Source organism: Luteibacter sp. 621, assembly GCF_050435445.1.
GTDB lineage: Bacteria > Pseudomonadota > Gammaproteobacteria > Xanthomonadales > Rhodanobacteraceae > Luteibacter.
The window spans coordinates 198,562-224,029 of sequence record NZ_JBNDKI010000004.1; the positions used below are offsets into that span (position 1 = coordinate 198,562).

The following is a 25,468-nucleotide window of genomic DNA, read 5'->3' on the forward strand; positions in this document are numbered from 1 at the left end:
CGATTCTCGTCCGCAAGCAACTTGCGGAGGTGGGGCGTCGCATAGATGTCGGAGACGGGGCCAGGCATGTGTGATCAGTGTAGTGAGGTTGAACGACCGCCGCACGGGTTAACAACCGGCTAACGAGCGGGAAATACCCGGCTGATATAGTCCGGCCGCCCCCACCCGGCCACCCTGGTCGGACGGCGGCCAAACCCTGGGTGTTCGCGCCCTATCGACGTCACGGAGTCCGCCCGATGCATTGGGTTCCCGTCGCGGCCTTGAGCGACAACTACATCTGGCTGGTCGCCGATGACGAAGGCAACGCTTTCGTCGTGGATCCCGGTGAAGCCGCCCCTGTCGAAGCTGCGCTGAAAGCGCGCGGCTGGACCCTGCGCGCGATCCTGCTCACGCACCATCACAACGATCACATCGGTGGTGTGTTCGACCTGGTGCGCGACCACGACGTGGAAGTGATATCGCCGCTCGATACGCGCATTCCTTATAAGACGCAGATCGTGGGCGAAGGCGACACCGTCGTGCTCGATGCACCGCGGGCCACTTTTCAGGTGATGGAAGTCCCAGGGCACACCACCTCGCACATCGCCTACGCGGGCGAAGGCTTCCTGTTCTGTGGCGATACCCTTTTCAGCGTCGGCTGCGGCCGCCTTTTCGAAGGCACGCCGGAGCAGATGCTCGCCTCGCTAGACAAGTTCGCCCATTTGCCGCCGGAGACGCTGGTCTTCTGCGCGCACGAATACACCGCGTCCAATATCCGCTTCGCGCTCAGCATCGATCCGGATAACGCCCCCTTGCGCCGCCGTCGTGACGAGGTGGCGCGCCTGCGCGAGGACGGGCACCCCAGCGTGCCCAGCCGCCTCGCCGAAGAGCTCGCCACCAACCCCTTCCTGCGCGTGGACAGCGAGGCAATCGCCCGCTGGGCCGAGGCCCATGGCAAGGAACACGCCACGCGGGCGGAGCGCTTCGCCGCGCTGCGCCAGGCCAAGGACACCTTCACCGCATGAACGTATTGGCACGCCGGCTTCTGCCGACCCTTATTCCGCTTGTGCTCACCGCGTGCGCTGGCACCACGCCCCGCCCCATCGCCCCTCTCGCGCCGCCACCGGCACCCACCTCGGTGGATACGGTGCAGGATGTGAACATGTCGCCGAAGCTGGCGCGCCCTGCCCCGCCGGCCGACTTCTGGGGTGAGATGCGCGATAGCTTCGCCATGCCGGGCTGCGAGGCCGATCCCCAGGTGATGGCCTGGGCGCGTACCTATACGAAGTTGCCAAACCGCTTCGAGCAGCAGGTGAATGAAGTTCTGCCGCTCATTGTGTACGCGCACAAATCCGCCATGAAACACAGCGTCGCCGGTGAGTTCGCCCTGCTGCCCTGGGTGGAAAGCCAGTACCGCCATGTGCCAGGCGTGAAGAACCGCCCCGCCGGCATGTGGCAGATCATGCCGCAGACGGCACACACGCTCGGCCTGCGCGTCGATAAGAATTACGACGAGCGCCTGGACATCACCAAGTCGACCGAATCGGTCATGTCCATGATGCGTCGCTATTACGATGACCTGGGTGACTGGCGCCTGGTCGACGTGGCCTACAACGCCGGCGAATTCGGCCTGAAGAAAACCATCGACAAGCACGGCGGCCCGTCCGATGACGAGGGCCTGCCGGATGTGCCGATGAAGGCGAACACGAAGGAACACCTCGTCAAGCTGATGGCCATCGCGTGCATCGTGCGCGACCCCGGCCGCTTCAACGTGCAGCTACCCAAGCAGGATCGCGACGACGCGCTGCAGGTGGTGAAGGTCGATAGCCCCCAGTCGCTCGCCCAGGCGGCGAAGCAGTCGGGGCTCTCGATGAACGACCTGCGCGACTTCAACCCCGCGTTCCGCACGACCAAGGCCACTGTGACGTCGACCCTGCTGCTGCCGAAGACAGCGGCAGATCAGTACAACCTGGGCCCGGTCGATCCGGTCGCCGACGTGCCTGCCGCCAGCGATGATGACGAGGACATGGCTCCCACGAAGGCCGCCAGCAAGGCTACGAAGACCGCGAAGACAACCAAGGGCCTGAAGAGCGGCAAGGCGGTGGCGAAAGCGGTGCCTGCTTCCTCGAAGAAAGACGACGCCAAGCTGATCGTCTACAAAGTCAACAACGGCGAATCGCTGTGGACCATCGCGCGCCGCCATCAGGTGAGCGTCGAACAGCTCATGAAGTGGAATGATCTGGATACCGCGTCGGTGAAGCCCGGCCAGGTGCTGAAGCTCACCGCTTCCCGCTAACCGCAGATCTTGTGTAGGAGCGCGCTTGCGCGCGATAGGGTTACGACGAGCACCCATCGCGCGCAAGCGCACTCCTACACACGGCGATTACAGCTGGACGAGGTTCCACTGCACGTCGGGGCTGACGTCAGCGTCATAATCCACGCCTTTCACCTCAAAGCCGAACAGCTTGATGAAGTCGTGCTTGTAGCCGGCGTAGTCCGTGTCATCCCACAGGTTCGCCGTGGTGACCTTCGGCCAGAGGGCCTTGCACTCGGCCTGCACGTCGTCGCGCAGTTCCCAGTCGTCCAGGCGGATACGGCCTTCCGCGTCCGTCTCGGCGGGCTTGCCGTCCGTGCGGTACAGGCGATCGTGGAACAGACGGTTGATCTGCTCGATCGTGCCTTCGTGGATACCCTTAGCCTTCATGATCTTGAAGACCATGGACACGTACAGCGGGATCACCGGGATGGCCGAGCTGGCCTGGGTGACCACCGACTTGAGCACCCCTACATAGGAGCGAAGGTGCAGAGCATCGTGGCGCGCGGCCAACTCGTGCGCGGTACGCTCGAGATGCTCCTTGGCCAGGCCCAGGGTACCGCGGCGGTACATCGGCCACGTCGTCTCCGTACCGATGTAGCTGTAGGCGATGGTCGTGGCGTTATCCGCGAGCACGCCGGCTTCCGCCAGTGCATCGATCCACAGGGCCCAGTCCTCACCACCCATCACGGTGACGGTGTCCTGCTTCTCCTGCTCCGTCGCGGGCTCGACCGTGGCCTCGACCACTTCATTCTTGTTGGTGTCGACCGAGGAAGCCTTGAAGACCTCACCCACTGTCTTCAGCGCCGAGCGCACGACCGTGCCTGGCTCGCCCAGCTTGGACCCTTCCGGCAGCTTGCGCACCGGCGAGGCGAGCGAATAGACGACCAGGTCGACCTTGCCACCCATCTCGCTCTTGATGATCTCGATGGCTTTAGCGCGGGTCTCGTTGGCGAAGGCATCACCGTTGATGGATTTCGCAAACAGGCCTGCATCCGTGGCGAGTTTGTCGAATGCCGCAGCGTTGTACCAACCCGCCGTACCCGTCTTCGTTTCGCTCGATGGCTTCTCGAAAAACACACCCAGGGTAGCGGCGCCCTGGCCGAAAGCCGCGGTGATCCGCGAGGCCAGGCCGTAGCCGGTGGATGAACCGATCACCAGCACGTTCTTCGGGCCGGCGGCGAACGTGCCGCTGGCCTTGGTGATGGCGATCTGCTCTTCGACGTTCTTCGCGCAGCCGACCGGGTGGGCGGTGGTGCAGATGAAGCCACGAACCTTGGGTTGAATGATCACGGGTTGTCCCTTTGACGCGATAAGACGGCCATTCTAAAACGGGATGCGGTCCATGCGCTCACGCATGTTGCGAGGCAAAAAAAACCCCGCTTTCGCGGGGTCTTCGGGGTGTTCGGCGGAACGCGTTACATGCGATCGCTGGCGACCGTGACCTTGGCCCGGGCGCGCAGGGATTCGACGTATTCCATGGTCACGGCGCGCGCCATGGCGTCCATCATCTGGCCGCGCAGGGCATCGCGGGTGGCCTTCTCGACCTTGGCCGGGTCACCATCGGTGACCTTGTCCACGGCGACCACCGCATAATTGCCGTTATCGACGCGGACGGCCGACCAGACGGGCTTGCCCGCGACAGGGCGTGCGAGCGAAAACACCTCGCGCAGGATACCCGGCGGGACGTCCTTCACTTCACCCAGCTTGCTGCGGGTAAGGCCGGCTGCCGACTGCACCGGTGCCTTGGCCAGCGTGGCGACGTCGCCACCCTTGGCAAGCTGCGCCGCCAGGTCGTCTGCCTGCTTCTTCGCCAGGACATCCACGCGCTCGTCCAGGATCCGCTGGCGGATCGTGTCCTTCACGCTGGCGAGATCCTTGGGGGCCGCCGCATTGTGCTTGGAAAGGTGCATGACAATGGCATCGCCCTTGCCGACCTGTACCAGCGACGAGTTATTGCCCTGGTTCAGCACGTCATCGGCAAACGCGGCCTGGATGAACTTCGGATCCTGGGGGATGCCTTCGCCGCCAGCGTGGCCAAACAGCGGGCTCGTCTTGATCTCAAGGCCCAGCTCCTTCGCAGCCGGCTCAAGGGAGCCCGGGTTGCGTTCGGCAAGGTCGGCCAGCTGGCCGGCCTTCTCGTTGTACTGGCGCTCGCCTTCGGCCTTCGCCCAGTCGCCGGCCAACTGGCCACGCACTTCGGCAAACGGCTTGGCATCACCTTCACGGGCGTCGCGCAGCCAGATGATGTGATAGCCCTCATCCGGCGACAGGATCGGCTCCTTGCTCACTTCGCCCTTCTTCATGGCGAACAGGGCGGTATCGAAGGCGGGATTAGTCACGCCCTTCTCGAGCCAGCCGAGGTCACCACCGGTACGCTTGGAGCCCAGATCGTCCGAGTTCTCGGCGGCCAGCTTGGCAAAGTTTTCCGGCGTGGCTTCGGCGGCAATCTTCTTTGCCTTCTCCAGCGCGGCCTTCTGCTGATCCGGCGTGGCGTTCTTGGGCACGTTCACAAGGATGTGCGAAGCCATGCGCTGCTCGGGCTGCGCATAGCGCTGCTTGAACTTGTCGTAGTACTCGTGGAGCTGCGCGTCGGTGGGTTCCCCCACTTTCAGGTCGGACTGCTTCACTTCCAGGTACTGCACCGACACCTGCTCCGGCGTGGTGAAGTCGACGATGTGCGACTTGTAGTACGTGTCGATCTCGCTATCGGCCACGTTCGCGTCGGTGAGCGAGGGGCGCGGCAGATCCACATAATGGAGATCGCGCTGCTGGTCGTGCAGGCGGAAGAAGTTGTCGACGTCGGCATCGCTCACCAGCGTGGTCGCCGAAATAGCTTCCGGGAGCATCTGCGTGGCAAGGCTGGAGCGAATCTTGGCCTCGTACATGGCCGGGGTCATGCCCTGCGACGCAAGCACCGCACGATAGGTGCCGGGATCAAAGCGGCCATCCACCTGGAAGCCCTGGTCCGCACCAATCGTGTCACGCACCGACTCGTTGGAAACGGCGAGGCCAAGATCGGTGTTCGCCTTCTGCAGGAGCACCTGGTTGATCATGCCCTCCAGGATCTGCTGCTTGAGTTCGGGCTTTTCGAGATCGGCCACCGTGTACGGCGAATTGGGCGTACCCGCGATCTGCTGGCGCAGTTCCGTCAGACGGCCCTGCCAGTCTTCCTGCGTAATCTCGTGGTCATCCACCTTGGCCACATACGTATCGGTGTGCGAGACGAAGTACGACTCGATACCGAAGAAGGCGACCGCAAAGACGCAGATGCCAAGAACAATGGCAGCGGGCCAACCGTGGATCTTGTTACGCAGGGCTTGCAGCATGATGCAACTCGCACAGGTGGCACCGGCAAACCGTTGCCGGCGGTAGATAAAGCAAAGGCGCCACGCGGGCGCCTTTGCAGGACGAATGGCGGAGTGGACGGGACTCGAACCCGCGACCTCCGGCGTGACAGGCCAGCATTCTAACCGACTGAACTACCACTCCACTTCCGTTTGGTGGGTGCTGAGGGGATCGAACCCCCGACCAGCGCCGTGTAAAGGCGACGCTCTACCGCTGAGCTAAGCACCCGCTAACGGTAAGACCAATTAGTTTACGTGATCCTTGAGCGCCTTGCCAGCGGTGAAGGCCGGAACCTTCGATGCCGGGATCTTGATTTCTTCGTTCGTGCGCGGGTTACGGCCGGTGCGCGCAGCGCGGCTACGCAGCTTGAACGTGCCGAAGCCGACCAGGGCAACGTCTTCGCCCTTCTTCAGCGTGTCCTTCACCGCCTCGATAAGACCCTCGAGCGCCTTGCCCGCGTCAGCCTTCGACAGCTCGGCCTTCTCAGCGATGGCGGCGATGAGATCGGTTTTGTTCATTACGTGACTCCCTAAAGGTAATTCGGAACGCCGGACGGCGATCCCGGACGAAAATACGTCAGGTCAACGGACCTGCCATGGGCATGATCGGTGACCCCGCGATGCATGGCGCCCTTGCGGCGCGGGCGATGGCGGTGTGGCCTTTATACCAGCGCCCTCCCCCCGCCGCAACACGAGCAATACCAACGTTTTCAGCGCATATGCATGATTCGCGGAGGCTTGCGCTGGAACGAAAAAACGATTATTGCGACGATTAATGACAGGACAACGAAAATAAAAAGGGCGCACACACGTGCGCCCTTTTTTCCGTAGCAACGGAACGTTACGTCAAATCAATGCGTGAGTGACGGGGAATTCTTGCCCTTGCCACCCTTGCCCGATTTGCGCGTTACCTCAACCACCTTGCCGTCTTCAGCCGCCTTGACCGCCCCAAGCGGGCGCTCCAATGCGAGGTCGAGCACTTCATCGATCCACTTCACCGGATGGATTTGCAACGAGCTGGTGATGTTCTCCGGCAGGTCGACAAGATCCTTGCGGTTCTCCTCAGGGATGATCACGGTGGTGATACCGCCGCGATGGGCCGCGAGCAGCTTCTCCTTCAGACCACCGATGGGCAGCACACGGCCACGCAGCGTGATCTCACCCGTCATCGCGACCTCGGAGCGCACAGGCACCTTGGTTAGCGCGGAGACGAGCGCCGTGCACATGGCAATGCCCGCACTGGGGCCGTCCTTCGGCGTGGCGCCCTCGGGCACGTGAATGTGGATATCGAGCTTCTCGTGGAAGTCCGGCTCGATACCGAGGCCCGCGGCGCGCGCACGAACGACGCTGAGCGCTGCCTGGATCGATTCCTTCATCACATCGCCAAGCTGGCCGGTGTGGACCAGACGGCCCTTGCCAGGCACAACCGAGGCTTCAATGCTGAGCAGGTCGCCACCCACCTGGGTCCAGGCGAGGCCGGTAACCAGGCCCACCTCGTTCTGCTGCTCCGCGCGGCCGAAGTCGAACCGGCGCACGCCGAGGTAATGATCGAGGTTGTTGGCATCGACGCTCACCTTGCCCGGCGCCGCTACCTTGGTCTTTGCGCTCTTCGCGGACGACTTCGCTACCTTGGCCCTGGCGCTCTCGGGAACGGTCCCCAGGGCAAGCTCCTTCACCACCTTGCGGCAGATCTTGGAAATCTCGCGCTCCAGGTTACGCACACCGGATTCACGGGTGTAGTAACGCACGATATCGCGCACGGCTTCTTCGGCAATCGCCAGCTCATCGGCCTTCAGCCCATTCGCCTTCAGCTGCTTCGGCAGCAGGTACTTCTGCGCGATGTTGAGCTTTTCGTCCTCGGTGTAACCGGGGATCCGGATGACTTCCATGCGATCGAGCAGCGGCCCCGGGATATTCAGGGAGTTCGCCGTCGCCACCCACATCACCTCGGAAAGATCGAGATCGACCTCGAGGTAGTGGTCATTGAACGCGTGGTTCTGCTCAGGGTCGAGCACCTCGAGCAGCGCCGATGACGGATCGCCGCGGAAATCCATCGACATCTTGTCGATTTCATCGAGGACGAACAGCGGATTCTTCGTGCCGACCTTGTTGAGGTTCTGCACGATACGGCCCGGCATGGAACCGATGTAGGTGCGACGATGGCCGCGAATCTCGGCTTCATCGCGCACGCCGCCAAGGCTCATGCGGACGAACTTGCGGTTCGTCGCCTTCGCAATGGACTGGCCCAGCGACGTCTTGCCCACACCCGGCGGACCGACGAGGCAGAGGATCGGGCCCTTCATGGTGTTCACGCGCTGCTGCACCGCCAGATACTCGAGGATGCGCTCCTTGACCTTCTCGAGACCGAAGTGATCGGCGTCCAGCGTTTCCTGGGCGAGCGCGAGATCCTTGCGGACCTTGCTGCGCTTCTTCCACGGCACGCCAACCACCCAATCCAGGTAGTTACGTACCACGGTCGCCTCGGCGGACATGGGCGACATCTGCTTGAGCTTGTTGAACTCCTGGCGCGCCTTCGTGAGCACAGCCTTCGGCATGCCCGCGTTGTCGATCTTCTTCTGAAGCTCTTCGATCTCGTTGGCGCCCTCCTCACCCTCACCCAGTTCCTTCTGAATGGCCTTCATCTGCTCGTTGAGGTAGTACTCGCGCTGGCTCTTTTCCATCTGCGACTTGACGCGGCCGCGGATGCGCTTTTCCACCTGCTGCAGGTCCATCTCGCCATCGACAAGGCCGATGAGCAGCTCAAGGCGCTGGCCGACATCGGAGGTCTCGAGGACCTTCTGCTTATCCGCCATGCGCACCGAGAGGTGCGCGGCAATGGAATCCGCCAGGCGCGACGGGTCATCGATGCCCGACAGCGTCGCCAGGATTTCCGGCGGCAGCTTGCGGCTCTGCTTCACGAGCTGTTCGAACAGCGAGACGAGCGAGCGCGACACCACGTCGAGTTCGCGATCGCTACCGCTGTAGATCGGCTCGATGACGCGGGCACGGCCGCGCATCATGCCGCCTTCGTCTTCGAACGAATCGATCTGCACGCGCGACTGGCCCTCGACCAGAACCTTCACGGTGCCATCGGGGAGCTTCAGCAACTGCAGTACGCCCGCCAGCGTGCCGACCTGATGCAGGTCTTCCACGGCGGGATCGTCAATGTCGGGGCTCTTCTGGGCGACGAGCAGGATCTGTCGTTCGCCTTCCATCGCCTGTTCCAGCGCGCGCATGGATTTGTCGCGCCCAACGAAGAGCGGGATAACCATGTGCGGGTAGACGACGACATCGCGCAGGGGGAGGACCGGCAACAGGTCCAGCGCGGCTCCGCTCGTGGTTTGGCTGCGATTCTTCGCCATGTGTGTGGGATTTCCCTCAAAGAATGTGGGGTTCGCCCCGACACTGCGCCGGAGCCACCATGGTAGTCAAGTGGAGGTTCGCGAAGGGACCATCAAGGCCCAGGCCTACATACAAAAACGGCCCCGGCGCGCTAACGCGCCGGGGCCGCTCCGTTTACCTTGCGGCCTCGCTTCAGGCGGCGTCGCCACCCTCGCCGGCGACCCGCTGCTGCAGGTTACCGCGATAGATCAGGTACGGCTCAGCCTGGCCATCGATGACAGCATCATCGACCACGACCTTACTCACATGCTCAAGCGACGGAAGCTCGAACATGGTATCGAGCAGCACCTGCTCCAGGATGGTGCGAAGCCCACGCGCGCCGGTCTTGCGCTTGAGCGCGCGCTTGGCGATGGCGGATAGCGCCTCCGGACGGAACTCGAGCTCGGCGCCTTCCATATCGAACAGCTTGCGGAACTGCTTTGTGACGGCGTTCTTCGGCTCGGTAAGGATCTGCACCAGCGCGGCTTCATCCAGCTCATCGAGCGTGGCGACCACCGGCAGGCGGCCGACAAACTCAGGGATAAGACCGAAACGGACCAGATCCGCCGGTTCCACTTCGGAAAGCATCTTGCCGACGTTCTCAGTGCGCTCTTTCGAGCGGACTTCGGCGCCGAAGCCGATGCCCGTGGTCTCGGAACGCTGCTGGATCACCTTCTCCAGGCCGGCGAACGCGCCGCCGCAGATGAAGAGGATGTTGCGCGTGTCGACCTGCAGGAATTCCTGCTGCGGATGCTTGCGACCACCCTGCGGCGGCACCGAAGCGAGCGTGCCTTCGATGAGCTTCAGGAGGGCCTGCTGAACGCCTTCGCCGGACACATCGCGAGTGATCGACGGGTTTTCGCTCTTGCGCGAAATCTTGTCGATTTCATCGATGTAGACGATGCCGCTCTGTGCCTTTTCGACGTCGTAGTCGCACTTCTGCAGAAGCTTCTGAATGATGTTCTCGACATCTTCACCGACGTAACCGGCTTCGGTCAGCGTCGTGGCATCCGCGATGGTGAACGGCACGTTGAGCAGGCGGGCCAGGGTTTCGGCCAGCAGCGTCTTACCCGAACCGGTGGGACCGATCAGGAGGATGTTCGACTTGCCGAGTTCGACGTCGTCGTTCTTCTGGCGCGACTCCATGCGCTTGTAGTGGTTATAGACGGCAACGGACAGCGCCTTCTTGGCGCGCGTCTGGCCGACCACGTACTGGTCAAGCGCTTCCATGATTTCGCGCGGCTTCGGAAGCTGGGTACGGCCCGAGGCCGCCTTTTCTTCCAATTCCTCGCGGATGATGTCGTTGCACAGCTCAACGCATTCGTCGCAGATGAACACGCTGGGGCCGGCGATCAGCTTGCGCACTTCATGCTGGCTCTTGCCGCAGAAGGAGCAGTACAGAATCTTGCCGTCGTTGGAACGGCCTTGCCGCTCGTCGCTCATGCTTTGGGCCCTACTGAGGATCTAGATGCGCTTTGAGAATAGCACAGCACCCCGCCCCGGGAACCCGGGGCGAAGTGCTGGATTTCACAAGCGAAATAACCGATCAAGCCGACTTGACGGTGTCAACGGTGCGCTTATCGAGGACCGAGTCGATCAGGCCATAAGCCTGGGCTTCCGCGCCGCTCATGAAGCGGTCGCGCTCGGTATCACGGGCGATTTCCTCGACCGTCTTGCCGCTGTGGTTCGCCAGGATGGCATTGAGACGCTCACGCATCGTGAGAATTTCACGGGCGTGGATCTCAATATCGGTGGCCTGGCCGGAAATGCCGCCAGCCCAGGGCTGGTGGATCATGATCCGGGAGTGCGGCAGCGAGTAACGCTTGCCGGCCGCACCAGCCGCCAGCAACAGGGCGCCCATGGAGGCGGCCTGGCCGATGCACATGGTGCTGACATCCGGCTTCACGAACTGCATGGTGTCGTAGATCGCCATGCCCGCGGTGACGGAACCACCCGGGCTGTTGATGTACAGGTTGATGTCCTTGTCCGGGTTTTCCGATTCAAGGAACAGGAGCTGCGCGACGATCACGTTGGCCATGTAGTCATCTACCGGGCCAACAGCGAAGATCACGCGCTCCTTCAGGAGGCGCGAGTAAATGTCGTACGAACGCTCGCCGCGCGAGGTCTGTTCGACGACGATGGGCACCAGGTTGAGGTTCTGGATCGGAGCCATGGACATGGGGTCTCTCCTTCGTGTGGGGCCCGGTTGTTGCCAGTAGACCGGCACCTCAGGCGCCGATCGGTCGCATCACCTCGTCGAAGCTCAGTTCCTGGTCGGTGGACTTGGCGTTATCCGCCACCCACTCGGCCACCTGATCTTCCATTACGCGGTTCTGCAGTCCCTGCATCAGTTGGGGGTCACTGTTATACAGTTCAATGACCTTTTCCGGCTCTTCATAGGTGGAGGCGATCGCCGCCAGCATGTCACCCATGCGCTTGCGATCGAGGCGCAGCTCGTTCTTACGGGCGATTTCGCCCATGAGCAGGGCCGCGGCAACGCGCTTCTTCGCGAACGGCAGGGCCTGGGCCACCATCTCCGGCGACGGCTGCTGGCCGCGCGGCAGGTTACCGGCCGCCAGGCTCTGGGCCTCGGCGTTGGCCATCAGGTCGGGCACGTCCAGCTCCGGGAAGGCGCCGGCGAGCTTTTCAGCCACTTCGGACTTCAGGCGGGCCATGAGCGTGGCCTTGAGCTCACGCTCGAGGTTAGCGCGCACTTCCTTGCGGAAGGTCTCGACATCGCCATCGGCCACGCCGAACAGCTGGATGAATTCGGCATCCACGGCCGGCAGGTTCGGCTCCTGGACCTTAATGATCTTGAAGGTGACCTTGGCGGTCTTGCCGGCGAGTTCCGGGTTACGGAAATCTTCCGGGAAGGCCACGTCCTGGACCAGGTCGTCACCCGCGCTGCGGCCGGTCAGGGCTTCGTCGAGCGCCTTGAACAGCGTGCCCGAACCGATGACGCTACCCGCGCGCTCCAGGCCTTCGGCCGGGAAACGGTAATCGCCGGCTTCGGCCGAGTATTCGAACATGACGAAGTCGCCTTCCTTCGAGGCGCGCGACACGTCATCGAAGCTGCGACGCTGGGTGCGCAGGGTCTCGATCATCTTGTCGATGTCGGTGTCCTTCACTTCAGCCTTCGGGCGGGCGATTTCCAGCGCGGCCACGTCGATGGCCGGGAACTCCGGCATGATCTCGAAGGTAGCGGTGTAGGCGATCTCGCCATCGACGGCATTGCCCGTGGTATCGACCGACGGGTTGGCGATCGGCTGCAGCTTCTCCTGGTTCACGGCCTCACGCAGGGTGGTGCCGATGAGATCCGAGAGGGCCTCGCCACGGACCTGCGCGCCGAAGCGCTGCTTGATCACCGTGGTGGGCACCTTGCCGGGACGGAAGCCCTTCAGGCGGACCGTGCGGCCCATTTCCGCGATGCGCTCGGAGACCTGCGTCTCCAGACGCTCGGCCGGGAACTTCACCGTGAGCTTGCGCCCGAGCTTGCCGACATTCTCAACCGAAACCTGCATGACCTCTCCTGAAACCGCCGCTAACGCGGCGCGATGGCGGCATCCGCCGCCTTGACCAATACCTAAGGGATTCACTGCGAGCGCCCGGCCCCACCCCGGACCGACCGGCGCTGGCGAAAACCCCGCAAATGACTGCCCATTCTACGTTTTGCCGTCATACCGCCGCAACAGGCCTTACAGGCCCGTCCAGCGCCGTGGACCGCCCCCTTCCGAAGCCAGCGCATCGCCCGGGTTGGCGAGGGCGCAGGCCGACATGGAGAGGCAGCCGCAGCCGATGCAATCGCCCAGACGGTCTCGCAGGTTGGCGAGCTGGGAGATGCGTTCGTCCAGGTCCTGGCGCCACCGCTCGGACAGGCCTGCCCAGTCATCCCGGCTGGGCGTGCGGCCCTCGGGCAGGCTCGCCAGCGCCTGCCGCACGGCCTCCAGGGGGATTCCTACGCGCTGGGCGACCCGGATGACCGCGATCCGGCGCAGGACGTCGCTGGCATACCGGCGTTGGTTGCCGGCGGTGCGCAGGCTGTGGATCAGGCCCTTTCGTTCATAAAAATGCAGCGCCGATACGGCGACCCCGGCCCGGCGGGCCACCTCGCCCACGCTCAGTTCACGCATGGCTTGACCTCAACTTTGGTTCAGGTCCGATCCTGTTCCTTCCGGGCGCCGCACGCAAGCGTGCGACACTCCCGCTCCCCCAAGGATTGAAATGAACGTGGGCACGTCTGACCCCAAGCTCCTCGACGCCTCGGCCTCCCCCGCCGCCGAAGGCATCCTCGCTCCCCGCTACCGCGCCGCGACACTCGGCATGGTGGCGCTGATTTCCCTGATCGCTTTCGAGGCGCTGGCCGTCACGACGGCGATGCCTACCGTGGCTCGCGAACTGGATGGCCTGCGAATCTACGCACTCGCCTTTGGCGGCGTCCTCGCCACAAGCGTGATTGGCATGGTGATCTCGGGCCGCTGGAGCGACAGGCGCGGGCCAGGCCCGGCCATGTGGACCGGTCTGGCCGGCTTCGTCGCCGGCTTGCTGGTTGCGGGCTTCGCGCACGCCATGCCGATGCTGCTGATGGGCCGATTGGTTCAGGGCCTGGGAGCCGGCCTCCTGTCACCCGCGCTTTATGTGATCGTGGGCCGGCTCTACCCCGACCACCTCCGCCCGAAGGTCTTCGCCTCATTCTCGGCGGGCTGGGTCGTACCGGCACTGATCGGCCCGGCGGTCAGCGGCCTGATCGTCGAGCACATCGGCTGGCGCTGGGTGTTCCTCGGCGTCCCCCTGCTGGCCCTGCCGGCCGCCCTGGGTCTCCGTGGCGCACTGCGTAGCCTCGATCCGCCGGTCGCGCACAACGACGAACGCCCCGGCCGGATGCTGAACGCCATTGGCGCATCCATGGGTGCATGCGCCCTCTTCCTCGCGGGCCAGGAACACGGCTGGCGGGCAGTCGCCCTGCTCGTGCCGGCACTCGGTGCCCTCATCGGCTGCGGCCGTCAGCTGCTCCCGCCCGGGACCCTTCGGGCCGCACGCGGCCTGCCATCGGTGGTCGGCCTGCGCGGACTCGTCGCGTCTGCGTTCTTCGGTGCCGAAGCCTTCCTCCCGCTCGCCTTCTCGCGCCAGCATGGGCTGTCCCCAACGTGGTCCGGGCTCGCCATCAGCGTAGGCGCCGTCGGCTGGTTCTCCGGCTCGTGGTACCAGGGCCATCTGGCGAAGATCTCCCGCCAGGCGCTGCTCAACCGCGGGACGGGCTTGATGGCCATCGGCACGATCATCGCCGGGCTCGCGACATTCGCCGCGACGCCTGTGACGGTCGCCGTGCTCGGCTGGCTTACGACCGGCCTCGGCATCGGCATGGTCTACGGCACGGTATCCACGCTCGCGCTTTCAATGTCGGCGCCGCACGAACAGGGCACGAACGCCTCCGCGCTTCAGCTGTGCGAATCGCTCGCCGTGGCCGCGACACTCGCGATCGGCGGTTCGCTATTTGCGGCATTGCTCAATGTCTCGCAGACCATGGCGTTCGGCGCGAACTTTGCGATCACGGTGGCATTGGCGTGGCTGGCGAACGTCGTGGCGCGCAGGACGAATGCGCCGAACCAGGTGTAGCAAGGGAAAACCTTACGCTGATGCCAGGGCGACGCCCCCTATCCGCCATCACGCGCGCTACCTACCCTGCAGCAAGGCAAATTCCGCCTGCTACGCTGTGAGATGAACAAACATCATGGACAGGGCCATTGCATTGGACGAAGAACGAAAGCGCTGGTTCGAGGAATACAAGCGCACGTCGCTCGAGATGCGCAAGATGTACGCCGAGCTGGACAAGCTTGAGTACGAGAAGAACTGGTATCCGTTCTGGATCGGCGCGGGCCTCGTGACATCGATCCTCACGTCACTCGCAACCTTTGCGACCTTGCTGTTCACGATCGCCAGGAAGATCTAAGGGAAACCCTACGCTTCGCGTCGGGCGACGGCGACTGGAACGGGTCGGCGAACGTGCCTACCTTAAACGAAGGTAACTCGCGCCTGCAGGCATCAAGGCAAACATTCATGGACGGCAATCGAGCGATGGACAAGAACTTCGGAGACGATGACCGACAGAGGGCACGGCTGGAACGCAAAAAGCTCCGCGCCGAGCTCAAGAAGATCAGGTTCGAAGTCGAAAGGAAGATGACGGAGGATCTGGTACAAACACAGGCCATGACCTCGAGGCTCATTGCGGAGACACGAAAGTACACCGAGGAAACGCGACTATATCCGTGGCTCAGCTTCGGTGCGCTCCTTGTCGGCGGCATCAGCGCGATAGCCGGTCTGGTCACTGTCCTACTCAAGGCATCATGAGTTGACGCATCTGATGCCGCAATGTGTTGATCCAGTACGCCTTTGCGGACACCGGTTGGTGTCGCCCAATGATCCTTTCACTTGGGCCGCGTGCGTTGACAGCCCGTGTGCATCCATCCGCGACGCCACCTGAAAAACAAACGCCCCAACATTCAATAATGCCGGGGCGTTCGACTTTATGGTGCGAAAGGGGGGACTCGAACCCCCACGGATTACTCCGCCAGAACCTAAAACTAGTCAGACCTAGCACGGCAGGCCGTCGATCACCGACTGAATCAACCACTGCCCTTCGACTTCGCTGTCAACCGGCTTCGCGAAGATCACCCCGAGGTCGTCGTCAATGACCACGGCGAGCATCGGAAACATTGGACCGGGGGCTGGGTACACAACGCCGCGAGCGGTTGCCATTCGTCGTCCTCGTAGTCTCTAGGCGAGCTTATCAGCGGAGAAAGATCAGCAAGGTCGACGGCGCTGCGGCGCTCACTGCGATGCGCGGCACCTCGGTTGCGAGGGCTTGAGCGTTACGGGACAGTGATTGTTACGCCAGATGTATCTCTTACGATGGCGTAACGCCTAACTGATTGAATCTAGGGGAGTCCCTATGGTGCGAAAGGGGGGACTCGAACCCCCACGGGTTACCCCGCCAGAACCTAAATCTGGTGCGTCTACCAATTCCGCCACTCTCGCGTGCCGCGCCATTCTAGGGGGAGGCAGCCTGCGGGTCCATAACCGGCTGTTAGCAGCCGTTATTGGCCATTCTGCCTATGCCCGCCTTCCCTGCCCTGACCAGGCCTCAGGGCCAATTAGCCCTTGCAGCCCGCCAACAGATCCAGCTCCGGCTTATAAACCTCCGAACTCGTATCAAAGAAGCCCAGCAAGGTGTGAAACAGGTTGTCCTGACTGGCGGGCTGCGTGCGGCGCCGGGCCATGCAATCCAGGCGGACGCCGCTGTCGCGCACCCAGCCAGGCGAAAGCCACATCAGCATGGGAATGTGCTTCTGCTGGCTCGGGCCCGTGGCCCAGTCGGCGCCATGCAGGTACACATCGTTCTCGCCCAGCGATTCGCCGTGGTCGGACAGATACATCATGGCGCTATCGACCTCGGGGTCGGCCTTCAGCGTATCCACCACCCTGCCCAGGATGTGATCGGTGTACAGGATGGTGTTGTCGTAACTGGCCACGGTTTGCGCATAGGTGCAGGTCTGCACCTCGGCGGTATCGCAGCCCGGCTTGAACACGTTGAACTCGGCCGGATAGCGTTGGAAGTACGCCGGGCCATGACTGCCCTTGATGTGCAGCACGACCAGGGCCGGCGACCGCATCTTCGCGATGCGATCGGCAAGGTCCCCCAGCAACACCTCATCGAGGCAACCGCTGGCATCGCACAGCGTGGCGATCTTCGCGTCGGTCAGGTCGTCGTTCGGCACGCGCGCGCAGACATCCTTGCAGCCCTCGTCGTTGTCGCGCCAGTAGACGTCCACGCCCGCATGCTGAAGCACGTCCAGGGCGTTCCAGTGCGCCTTGGCGACGGGCTTGTCGAACTTCTCGCGGGTCATGTTGGAGAACATGCACGGTACCGAAACCGTGGTCGCCGTACCGCATGACCAGGCGTCGCTAAAATAAATCGCGTTGGCGCGCTTCATCTCGGGATTGGTGTCGCGACCGTAGCCCTGGAGCGACTGGTTCTCCGCACGCGCCGTCTCACCGACCACGAGCACCACCACGCGCTTACGCGCGGCCATGGCTGCGCCAGGTGCCAGCGTGGCGTCCGTGCCGATCGGCGTCACCGCCTTCTTCTTACGGAACACATCCTTCTGAAGGTAATGGAAGGTGCCGCTCAGCGCCGCGTACGGGTTGTACACGTCGTACATACCGCGGTGATTGCGCTCAAAGTAAACGTAGTTGCGGCCTGTCAGGAGCGGCGGCACGACCAACAGCGCAGCAGCAGCGAGAATCACCGCGCCGCGCCAGCCCAGGCCCCGCCATCCCGGCATGAAACGCACAGGAACCAGCAGCACCAGGACCGCGGGCAACACGCCAAACGCGAGAAACCATCCAACGAAGGCCCACGTGATGAGGGCAGCGGCCTCGGCACGCGTCGTTTCAAAGATGCTCTGAATAATCTCTTCGTTCAGATGCACACCGAAGGTCTCGGTGTAATACGCGCTTGCGGCGGAAACGAGGATCAGGATGGCGAGCAAGGCCTTGCCAACGCGCGGCCAGGTGACAAGCGCAAGGGTCAGTACAAGGTTGCCGACAAGACGACAACAAACGGCAACACTCAGGCCCCAGAATCCCGGTGTCCCGCGCGATGCCTCGAGCGCATGGGCCAGCTCCGACCAGAGGCCACGATTAAGCACCGCCAGGATGTACACGGCGACGATGGCGCCCAGCCCCCAGGCTGGCAGCGCCCACTTGGCGCGCCGCGCCCCCACGTTGTCTCGAATGATCATAGGTCGTGCCGGCCCCGGGGCCCTCTCGGCGCCATGGCGAAATCGGAACAAAGAAAAAGGCACTTAGATTTCTCTAAGTGCCTTATTCGAATTGGTGGGCCGTGTAAGATTCGAACTTACGACCAATTGATTAAGAGTCAACTGCTCTACCAACTGAGCTAACGGCCCGTAAAACTTAAATTGTGTGTTGCTAAAAAGTGGGGTGGACGATGGGATTCGAACCCACGACATCCGGAATCACAATCCGGTACTCTAACCAACTGAGCTACGCCCACCATAAACCTGAACTGGCGCGCCCGACAGGAATCGAACCTGCAACCGTCGGCTTAGAAGGCCGATGCTCTATCCGGTTGAGCTACAGGCGCAGGCACTGTACGTAGAGCACCAGTTGGTCGGGGCAGAGGGATTCGAACCCCCGACATCCAGCTCCCAAAGCTGGCGCTCTACCAGACTGAGCTATACCCCGAAACCTTAAACTACACCGATACCCTGGCGAAGCCTTCAGATGCTACGGGTCAAAGCCTAGCCCGTCAATCCGTATGAACACACCACACTTTCAACTACCGCCACCGAACCGCTTATGCTTCGATGGATTCAAAAAATGGTGCGCCCGGAGAGATTCGAACTCCCGACCACCAAGTTCGTAGCCTGGTACTCTATCCAACTGAGCTACGGGCGCACACTTAAAACCTTAGACCCGGTGGAGACCGCTGTGAAGCGTTACCGCCGTGCCGAGAAGCGGAATTATTCAGATATCCGGGGTGGGCGTCAACACTTTTTTGAAACTTTTTTTCTCGCAACAGTAACAGTCGAGCCGAATAGACGGCTAAATCGTTGTCGCAAAGGGATTTGAGCCTGATTGCCAATCACGAAAAAAAAGGGCGGCCAGTGGCCGCCCTTCCCTTTTACAACTGTGTCGCCGGCTTGCCGACCTTGTCCGGCGCCGAGCCAGCGTCACCACGCGGCGGCGGAGGCGGCGGCGTGGAACCCGGCTTCTGCCAGTCAGCCGGCGGCCCAGGCTCGCGACCATTCATGATGTCGTCGATCTGGCGCGCATCGATGGTTTCGTACTGCAGGAGTGCCTCGGCCATGACGTGCAGCTTGTCGATGTTGGTGGTGAGCAGCTCCTTGCTGCGCGCGTAAGCGCGATCAAGGATCGTGCGCACCACTTCATCGATCTTGCGTGCCGTCTCGTTAGAGACGCTCTTGTGCTGCGTTACAGAGCGACCGATGAAGACCTCGTCTTCCTCTTCGCCGTACATGACCGGGCCAAGCTCATCGGACAGGCCCCACTTGGTGGCCATGTTGCGGGCCATCTTGGTGGCGCGCTCGATATCGTTGGACGCGCCCGTGGTGATCTTGTCGACGCCGAAGATGATCTCTTCCGCCACTCGGCCGCCGTAAAGCGACGCCAGCTGCGACTCGATCGCGACCTTGTTCAGGCTGTAACGGTCGCCTTCCGGCAGGTACATGGTGACGCCCAGGGCGCGGCCACGCGGAATGATCGTGACCTTGTAGACCGGATCGTGCTCGGGCACCAGGCGGCCGATGATGGCGTGGCCGGCCTCGTGATACGCGGTGAGCTTCTTCTCTTCGTCGTTCATCGCCATGGAGCGACGCTCGGCACCCATGAGGATCTTGTCGCGCGCACGGTCCATGTGGCTCATGCGCACTTCGCGGGCGTTCTCGCGTGCCGCGAACAACGCCGCCTCGTTGACGAGGTTGGCGAGATCGGCACCGGAGAAGCCAGGCGTACCGCGGGCGATCGTCATCGGTTCGACGTCAGCGGCGGTGGGCACCTTGCGCATGTGCACCTTGAGGATCTGCTCGCGGCCCTTGACGTCCGGCAGGCCAACGACCACCTGGCGATCGAAGCGGCCCGGACGCAGCAGCGCCGGGTCCAGCACGTCGGGACGGTTGGTCGCGGCGATAACGATGATGCCCTCGGTCCCCTCGAAGCCATCCATCTCAACCAGCAGCTGGTTCAGCGTCTGCTCGCGCTCGTCGTGACCGCCGCCCATGCCGGCGCCACGATGGCGGCCAACGGCATCGATTTCATCGATGAAGATGATGCAGGGGGCGTGCTTCTTGGCCTGCTCGAACATGTCGCGGACACGGCTGGCGCCGACGCCGACGAACATCTCGACGAAGTCCGAGCCGGAGATGGAGAAGAACGGGACCTTGGCTTCGCCGGCAATCGCCTTGGCGAGCAGGGTCTTGCCGGTACCCGGGGGGCCGACCATGAGCACGCCGCGCGGGATCTTGCCGCCCAGCTTCTGGAATTTGCCCGGATCGCGGAGGAACTCGACCAACTCGCCCACTTCTTCCTTGGCCTCGTCGCAACCGGCCACATCGGTGAAGTTGACCTTGACCTGGTCCTCGCCCTGCAGCTTGGCGCGCGAGCGGCCAAAGCTCATGGCACCGCGGCCACCCGAGCCCGCCTGCATCTGGCGCATGAACCAGATGAGCACGGCAACAAAGATGATGATGGGCAGCCAGTTGAACAGCAGGCCGATCAGCGAGAAGCCGTTATCGGCTGGCTCCTGGCGAAGCTCGACGCCCTTGTCGCGCATCTGCTTGACCAGGTCGCTGGTCGAAAGGCCGACCACGGGCACGACGGTGCGGTAGCTGCCGCCATCCTTCAGCTTGCCTGTGATGGTGGGCGGGGCCGACGAGGTGATCGTGCCACTCGCGACGTTGCCGTTATCCACTTGCTGGGCGAACGCCGTGTAGGACATGTCCTGCGACGATCCGCTGTGCGGGTTGAAGGTCTGGAACACGGTTAGCAGGACCACCGCGATGATCAGCCACAGCAACAGGTTTTTAGCCATCTCATTCATGCGCGGTTCTCGCCAGGTTGCCGGGACGCGGATTTGAGGCCGGTCGCCAGCGCATAGACCTCTCGCGAACGCGCGCGGGAGGCCTTCGGTTTACGCATCGTCACGCGACTGAAGTCAGCGCGCAAGCTCTTTAGGTACTCATCGAAACCGGGCCCCTGGAACAGTTTCACCAGGAACGAACCGCCAGGCGTCAGCCAGTCGAGCGCGAACTGCCGGGCAAGGTCGCAAAGATCCATGGCTCGGATCTGGTCCGCCAGGGCCACACCGGACATATTGGGGGCCATGTCCGACAGGACAAGATCGACCTTTTGGCCGCCGAGCATGCTTTCCAGTTCGCGGAGCACGCTTTCTTCACGGAAATCGCCCTGCATGAAGTCCACGCCAGACAGGCCGACCATGGGCAGGATATCCAGCGCAATGACCTTGCCGGATTCGCCGAGGCGCTGGCGCGCCAGCTGCGACCATCCGCCCGGGGCCGCGCCCAGGTCGACAATGGTCATGCCGGGCTTGATCAGGCGATCTTTCTCAAGAACCTCTTCCAGCTTGAAAACGGCGCGCGAACGCATCCCCTCGGCCTGGGCCCGCTTGACGTAGGGGTCGTCGAAATGCTCCTTGAGCCAGCGGGAGCTGCTTTTACTGCGTGCCATTGGCCGGGGAATCCGCCAGTTAAAGAAGAGAGGGGGGCACGCATGATACCCTTTGGGGCATCTCCCCCGCGAATCGAACCTGAACGCAATGTCGCTCTCCCCTACGCAGCGCCGCTACCTCCGCAGCCTGGCGCACGACCTTTCCCCGGTAATCCTGCTTGGCAACAAGGGCGCCACCGACGCCGTGGCCAAGGAACTGGGCAATGCCCTGGACCAGCACGAGCTGGTGAAGGTGAAGCTGTCGGGGGGTGACAAGGAAGAGCGCCAGGCCCAGATCGCCTTCCTCACCGGCGAGACCCGTGCCGAGACCGTCCAGGAAATCGGCCACGTGGTGGTCCTGTTCCGCCGCAACGAACAGGATCCGAAGCTCGCCCTGCCCCGGTAAGCCCGTATGGACCTCACGCTCGACCGCCCTGGCGAATACCTTTTCGTGCGCCGGGTAAGCGCGGACACCATCACCGTGGTGGATCGCGAATTTCACGCCAGCCTCCTGCTCACGCCCGAGCGGGTGGTCGAGGACTGGGCCGTCACCGACGCGAAGCAGATGAGCCTCGCCGACGTTGAGGCGATCGCCGCCCTGAAGCCCGAGATCGTCATCGTGGGCACGGGGGAGCGGCAGGTGTTCCCGCCGGCCGAGGTCATGGCGGGGTTCCTTCGCCGCGGCATCGGTGTCGAAGCCATGACCAGCGGCTCCGCCGCCCGCACCTACAGCCTGCTATCCGGTGAAGGCCGCCGGGTACTGGTCGCCTTTATCCTGCCCAAGCAAGGCTAAAACCGATGCGCATCCTGGTCCTTGGCGCCGGCGGGACCGGCGGTTACTTCGGCGGGCGCCTGGCCCAGGCTGGCGTCGACGTGACCTTCCTGGTGCGGCCACCCCGTGCGGCGGTGTTGGATGAGAAAGGCCTCATCATTCGAAGCCCGTTCGGCGATGCCACTTTGAAGGTGAAGCACGTCACCACGGAAACCGTGGCAGACGCAGGCACCTTCGACCTGGTACTGCTCGCCTGCAAGGCCTACGACCTGCACTCGGCGATCGAATCGATCGACCCGGCCGTGGGTGAGAACACCGCCGTATTGCCTATCCTCAATGGCCTTGCCCATTACGCGACGCTCGACGCCCGTTTCGGGCCAGACAAGGTCATCGGCGGCATGTGCGTCATCAGCGCGGGCAAAGGCCCGGATGGCGAGGTGATCCACTACGGCAACGGCGCCTCGGTGACGTTCGGCGAACGGGATGGCAACGCCCATGGCAACCGCTGCGACGCGCTAGCCGCCGCCTTCGCCCAGGCGAAAGTCGACCACGTGCATTCCACCGATATCGCCCGCGACCTCTGGGCGAAGTTCACCTTTCTCACCGCGCTCGCCGGGAGCACCTGCCTGTTCCGGGCCAGCATCGGCGATATCGTCGGCACCGACGACGGCCGCCGCCTGGTGGAACAGCTGTATGACGAATGCCTTGCGGTAGCCCGCGCTTCCGGCCAGCCGGTGCCCGACCAGGCTCGGTCGATGGCCTGGAAGGTGTTGACCCAGGCGGGCTCGCCGCTCACGGCCTCGATGCTGCGCGACCTGGAATCGGGGCAGAAAATCGAGGGTGACCATATCGTGGGTGACATGCTGCGCCGGGCGCATACGCAGGGGATCAAGGCGCCGATGCTGGAGACGGCGTGGGCGCATTTGCAGGCGTTTGAAGCGCGGACGCTGCGCCTGGCTTGAGGCGTCGATCGCGCGCAAGCGCGCTCCTACAAGAGCTACGGTAGCAGTGATGCGGTAACGCCAGTAGGAGCGCGCTTGCGCGCGATGCTCTTATTTCGGCGGCAGGAACTGCAACGGATCGACCGGGTTGCCGTCGCGACGGATCTGGAACTGCAGCTCATCACGGGTAGCACCCGACGAGCCCATCTCAGCCACCGTCTGGCCAGCCTTCACTTTCTCGCCTTCCTTCACCAGGCGCTTGCGGTTGTGGCCGTACGCGGAGAGGAAGCTATCGCTGTGCTTGATGATGACCAGTTCGCCATAGCCCACCAGGCCGTTGCCGCTGTAGACCACGACGCCGTCGGCGGCGGCCCGCACGGGATCGCCGGATTTGCCGCCGATCTCGATGCCAGGAATGGCATCGCCTGAGGCGAAACGCTTGATCAGCGTGCCATCGGCCGGCCAGCGCCACGTGATACCGCCCGCATTGCGGGTGGCGCCGCTGGCGATGATCGGGGTCGAAGCGGGCGGATTCTCCACCGGGGGTGGCGGTGCTGACGGCGCGGCCGCGGCGGCGGCAGCCGCCGACGGTGACGGAACCACCGAGTCCGCTGGCTTGCCAGCCACCACCACCGGCGTGTTGGTCGTTGTCGCAGGCGCTGGCGCCGCGTCAGCCTCGGTCACGCTCTGGAAGCCAGGCTGGGGAGAGGGTGCAACGGGTGCCGGATTCGCAGTGTGCGGAGCCGGCGGAGTGGCATTCGCGGCCGGCGGAACGGCGGCCACCACCACGGGGGCGCCATGCACAGGCACCGCGGCGGGTGCCGCCCTGCCCTGATCCGGCGGCGACAGGCGCAGATCCTGGCCCGGCCAGATCGTGTAGGACGAATCGACGTTGTTCCACCGGGCAAGGTCACGGAAATCGACCTTGTTGCGGAACGCGATGCTGTAGAGCGTATCGCCCTTCACTACCCGGTAGCTGCCGCCGGGCGGAGGAGGCGTGGGGGTGGCTCCGTGCGGCGACGCCGGCGAGTAGCCCGCGGGCCGCGTGACCACCACGGAATGGCGGGTGGGATCGAGGTCGCTACAGCCGGCGGCGAGGAGAACCATGCCAGCGGCCGCGGCCAGTGCCAGCGGGCGAAGCGTGCGCATCGCGGCTTTCCTTTCTCGGGCGCTCATCGCAACAGGAACCACCAGGCAGCCAGGAGGATGATGGCTACGATAACAGCCCAGCCGATCCACTCGATGTGTTTACGGAGCATCTGCTCGGCCCGTTCACCAAACACGCGGACAAGCAGGGCCAGCAGCCACACGCGCTTGCCCCGCCCGATCAGCATGCAGAGCAAAAACGGCAGGATCGGCACCCCGACAATACCCGAGGCCCAGGTCACGAATTTCATCGGCACGACGGGCTGCAGCGCCGCCATGGCCAGCACGATATAAAGCCCCAGGGCGTGGGCCTGCATATCCTTGCGAAGGTTTGCCACGCCCTCTTCGATATGCGCGAGCAGATGCAGCGACTCGAGCAGCGGCTTCAGCGCCTCGTACGCAAAGTGGCCCAATGCATAGCCCACCAGCGAGCCCAGCAGCGAGAACAGCAGACTCCAGTTGGCGTAGCGGAAGGCCTTGCGCGGCTCCGCCAGCATCATCGGGGCCAGCATGACCTCGGGCATGATGGGGAAAATGAATGCCTCGGCGAAGGAAAGACCCGCCAGGTAGCGCACCGCGTGGCGGTGGCGTGCCCAGGTGATGGCGCGCTCGTAAAGTGATCCAAACAGCCGCATTCAGCGGGCTCCCTTGTGAATGAGGCGCATCAACCGATGCCGCCGAGAAGCGGAACGAAGCTCACTGGGCCGAGCTCCTCGCGGACCACGTCGCCCTGATCATCCTTGCGCAAGCGCACCAGCACCTGTTGGCTAGGGCTGCCTACGGGCGCCACCAGCACGCCGCCCGGCTTCAGCTGATCGAGCAACTGGTTGGGAATACGGTCGCCGGCGGCCGTAAGGATGATGCCATCGAAAGGCGCATCCGAAGGCCAGCCCAGCTTGCCGTCATCGTGGCGGGAACGCAGGTTTTCGATGCCCAGCTGGCGGAAGCGACGGCGGGCCTGGCGCAGGAGTTCCTCGATGCGCTCGACCGTATACACCGTGGGCACGATGCCAGCGAGCACCGCAGCCTGGTACCCGGAGCCTGTGCCAATTTCCAGCACTCGCTCAGGCACCCCATGCTCAATAAGTGCCTCGGTCATGCGCGCCACGATCCAGGGCTGGGAAATGGTCTGCCCGTGGCCGATGGGGAGCGCCGTATTCTCGTAAGCGCGGGAATGCAGCGCCTGGTCGATGAAGTGATGGCGGGGCAACTGCCGGATGACTTCCAGTACGCGCTCGTCACGAATACCTTCTTCCACCAGCTTCGCGGCTAGCCGGTCGCGCGCGCGTTGCGAAGTCATGCCCTCGCCACGCAGGGCCGAGGG

The 25,468-nt window shown here is 63.4% G+C and carries 23 protein-coding genes and 8 tRNA genes; 8 read left to right on the forward strand and 23 right to left on the reverse strand.

Features of this window, described 5'->3' with window-relative positions; genetic code table 11:
- The first annotated feature begins 236 nt into the window (after nt 1-236).
- Entirely contained in the window at nt 237-1,004 is a 768-nt protein-coding gene (gloB, locus tag ABIE56_RS07090) for a hydroxyacylglutathione hydrolase (RefSeq protein WP_429243120.1), read from the forward strand.
- On the forward strand, nt 1,001-2,275 hold the full coding sequence (locus ABIE56_RS07095; RefSeq protein ID WP_429243121.1) for a LysM peptidoglycan-binding domain-containing protein: 1,275 nt from the start codon (nt 1,001-1,003) through the stop codon (nt 2,273-2,275). Before gloB ends, ABIE56_RS07095 begins: the two co-directional genes overlap by 4 nt.
- A gap of 87 nt (nt 2,276-2,362) precedes the next feature.
- Here the strand turns inward: ABIE56_RS07095 and fabV are convergent, their stop codons facing one another.
- From fabV to soxR, 10 genes are all read right to left on the reverse strand, one after another.
- Entirely contained in the window at nt 2,363-3,586 is a 1,224-nt protein-coding gene (gene fabV, locus ABIE56_RS07100) for an enoyl-ACP reductase FabV (RefSeq protein ID WP_429243122.1), read from the reverse strand.
- A gap of 125 nt (nt 3,587-3,711) precedes the next feature.
- Complete coding sequence (locus ABIE56_RS07105; protein WP_429243123.1) at nt 3,712-5,622, reverse strand: SurA N-terminal domain-containing protein; 1,911 nt, start codon at nt 5,620-5,622, stop codon at nt 3,712-3,714.
- Between the two features lie 86 nt (nt 5,623-5,708).
- Nucleotides 5,709-5,785 (reverse strand) — tRNA-Asp (locus ABIE56_RS07110).
- Nucleotides 5,786-5,794: 9 nt separating this feature from the next.
- Nucleotides 5,795-5,869 (reverse strand) — tRNA-Val (locus ABIE56_RS07115).
- A gap of 17 nt (nt 5,870-5,886) precedes the next feature.
- Nucleotides 5,887-6,159, reverse strand: coding sequence for an HU family DNA-binding protein (locus ABIE56_RS07120; RefSeq protein ID WP_036112061.1), 273 nt, complete (start codon nt 6,157-6,159; stop codon nt 5,887-5,889).
- A 332-nt stretch (nt 6,160-6,491) separates the two neighbouring features.
- Entirely contained in the window at nt 6,492-9,002 is a 2,511-nt protein-coding gene (lon, locus tag ABIE56_RS07125) for an endopeptidase La (protein WP_429243124.1), read from the reverse strand.
- 172 nt (nt 9,003-9,174) lie between these two features.
- Complete coding sequence (gene clpX, locus ABIE56_RS07130; RefSeq protein WP_429243125.1) at nt 9,175-10,464, reverse strand: ATP-dependent Clp protease ATP-binding subunit ClpX; 1,290 nt, start codon at nt 10,462-10,464, stop codon at nt 9,175-9,177.
- Nucleotides 10,465-10,567: 103 nt separating this feature from the next.
- The gene (clpP, locus tag ABIE56_RS07135) at nt 10,568-11,194 is read right to left on the reverse strand and encodes an ATP-dependent Clp endopeptidase proteolytic subunit ClpP (RefSeq protein ID WP_425492858.1); all 627 of its coding nucleotides are present in this window, start codon (nt 11,192-11,194) and stop codon (nt 10,568-10,570) included.
- A gap of 55 nt (nt 11,195-11,249) precedes the next feature.
- Nucleotides 11,250-12,542, reverse strand: a complete 1,293-nt coding sequence (gene tig, locus ABIE56_RS07140) for a trigger factor (protein WP_429243126.1) — start codon at nt 12,540-12,542, stop codon at nt 11,250-11,252.
- 174 nt (nt 12,543-12,716) lie between these two features.
- Nucleotides 12,717-13,151: a redox-sensitive transcriptional activator SoxR gene (gene soxR / locus ABIE56_RS07145; RefSeq protein WP_429243127.1), complete on the reverse strand. Its 435-nt coding sequence runs from the start codon at nt 13,149-13,151 to the stop codon at nt 12,717-12,719.
- A 91-nt stretch (nt 13,152-13,242) separates the two neighbouring features.
- Between soxR and ABIE56_RS07150 the strand changes: the two genes are divergently transcribed.
- From ABIE56_RS07150 to ABIE56_RS07160, 3 genes are all read left to right on the forward strand, one after another.
- Nucleotides 13,243-14,634, forward strand: a complete 1,392-nt coding sequence (locus tag ABIE56_RS07150) for an MFS transporter (protein ID WP_429243128.1) — start codon at nt 13,243-13,245, stop codon at nt 14,632-14,634.
- A gap of 115 nt (nt 14,635-14,749) precedes the next feature.
- Nucleotides 14,750-14,968: a hypothetical protein gene (locus ABIE56_RS07155; RefSeq protein WP_429243129.1), complete on the forward strand. Its 219-nt coding sequence runs from the start codon at nt 14,750-14,752 to the stop codon at nt 14,966-14,968.
- Nucleotides 14,969-15,075: 107 nt separating this feature from the next.
- On the forward strand, nt 15,076-15,366 hold the full coding sequence (locus tag ABIE56_RS07160; RefSeq protein WP_429243130.1) for a hypothetical protein: 291 nt from the start codon (nt 15,076-15,078) through the stop codon (nt 15,364-15,366).
- A gap of 243 nt (nt 15,367-15,609) precedes the next feature.
- On the opposite strand, the gene ABIE56_RS07165 is transcribed toward ABIE56_RS07160, so the two are convergent.
- From ABIE56_RS07165 to rlmE, 10 genes are all read right to left on the reverse strand, one after another.
- Nucleotides 15,610-15,774: a hypothetical protein gene (locus ABIE56_RS07165; protein ID WP_429243131.1), complete on the reverse strand. Its 165-nt coding sequence runs from the start codon at nt 15,772-15,774 to the stop codon at nt 15,610-15,612.
- A gap of 194 nt (nt 15,775-15,968) precedes the next feature.
- A tRNA-Leu gene (locus ABIE56_RS07170) sits at nt 15,969-16,053 on the reverse strand.
- A 116-nt stretch (nt 16,054-16,169) separates the two neighbouring features.
- Entirely contained in the window at nt 16,170-17,819 is a 1,650-nt protein-coding gene (locus ABIE56_RS07175; RefSeq protein WP_429243132.1) for a phosphoethanolamine transferase, read from the reverse strand.
- Nucleotides 17,820-17,911: 92 nt separating this feature from the next.
- Nucleotides 17,912-17,987 (reverse strand) — tRNA-Lys (locus ABIE56_RS07180).
- Between the two features lie 30 nt (nt 17,988-18,017).
- Nucleotides 18,018-18,094: transfer RNA gene (locus tag ABIE56_RS07185), tRNA-His, on the reverse strand.
- A gap of 13 nt (nt 18,095-18,107) precedes the next feature.
- Nucleotides 18,108-18,184, reverse strand: a tRNA-Arg gene (locus ABIE56_RS07190).
- 24 nt (nt 18,185-18,208) lie between these two features.
- Nucleotides 18,209-18,285, reverse strand: a tRNA-Pro gene (locus ABIE56_RS07195).
- A gap of 136 nt (nt 18,286-18,421) precedes the next feature.
- Nucleotides 18,422-18,498 (reverse strand) — tRNA-Arg (locus ABIE56_RS07200).
- A gap of 226 nt (nt 18,499-18,724) precedes the next feature.
- Complete coding sequence (gene ftsH, locus ABIE56_RS07205; protein ID WP_429243133.1) at nt 18,725-20,659, reverse strand: ATP-dependent zinc metalloprotease FtsH; 1,935 nt, start codon at nt 20,657-20,659, stop codon at nt 18,725-18,727.
- Nucleotides 20,656-21,306 (reverse strand): 23S rRNA (uridine(2552)-2'-O)-methyltransferase RlmE, encoded by a 651-nt coding sequence (gene rlmE, locus ABIE56_RS07210; RefSeq protein ID WP_429243134.1) that lies wholly within the window; start codon nt 21,304-21,306, stop codon nt 20,656-20,658. The genes ftsH and rlmE overlap by 4 nt, the downstream gene beginning before the upstream one ends.
- A gap of 88 nt (nt 21,307-21,394) precedes the next feature.
- Between rlmE and yhbY the strand changes: the two genes are divergently transcribed.
- Genes yhbY through panE form a run of 3 tightly spaced genes read left to right on the forward strand, consistent with a single transcriptional unit; the run spans nt 21,395 to nt 23,019 of the window.
- Nucleotides 21,395-21,691 (forward strand): ribosome assembly RNA-binding protein YhbY, encoded by a 297-nt coding sequence (gene yhbY / locus ABIE56_RS07215; protein WP_247428011.1) that lies wholly within the window; start codon nt 21,395-21,397, stop codon nt 21,689-21,691.
- Nucleotides 21,692-21,697: 6 nt separating this feature from the next.
- On the forward strand, nt 21,698-22,078 hold the full coding sequence (locus ABIE56_RS07220; protein ID WP_429243135.1) for an Mth938-like domain-containing protein: 381 nt from the start codon (nt 21,698-21,700) through the stop codon (nt 22,076-22,078).
- A 5-nt stretch (nt 22,079-22,083) separates the two neighbouring features.
- A complete protein-coding gene (gene panE / locus ABIE56_RS07225; protein WP_429243136.1) occupies nt 22,084-23,019 on the forward strand; it encodes a 2-dehydropantoate 2-reductase in 936 nt (311 codons plus the stop codon).
- A gap of 90 nt (nt 23,020-23,109) precedes the next feature.
- Here panE and ABIE56_RS07230 read toward each other — a convergent pair whose 3' ends face one another.
- Genes ABIE56_RS07230 through ABIE56_RS07240 form a run of 3 tightly spaced genes read right to left on the reverse strand, consistent with a single transcriptional unit; the run spans nt 23,110 to nt 25,444 of the window.
- Nucleotides 23,110-24,147, reverse strand: coding sequence for a peptidoglycan DD-metalloendopeptidase family protein (locus ABIE56_RS07230; RefSeq protein WP_429243137.1), 1,038 nt, complete (start codon nt 24,145-24,147; stop codon nt 23,110-23,112).
- 23 nt (nt 24,148-24,170) lie between these two features.
- Entirely contained in the window at nt 24,171-24,779 is a 609-nt protein-coding gene (locus ABIE56_RS07235) for a YqaA family protein (RefSeq protein WP_429243138.1), read from the reverse strand.
- Between the two features lie 29 nt (nt 24,780-24,808).
- Nucleotides 24,809-25,444 (reverse strand): protein-L-isoaspartate(D-aspartate) O-methyltransferase, encoded by a 636-nt coding sequence (locus ABIE56_RS07240; RefSeq protein ID WP_429243189.1) that lies wholly within the window; start codon nt 25,442-25,444, stop codon nt 24,809-24,811.
- Between the last annotated feature and the right edge of the window lie 24 nt (nt 25,445-25,468).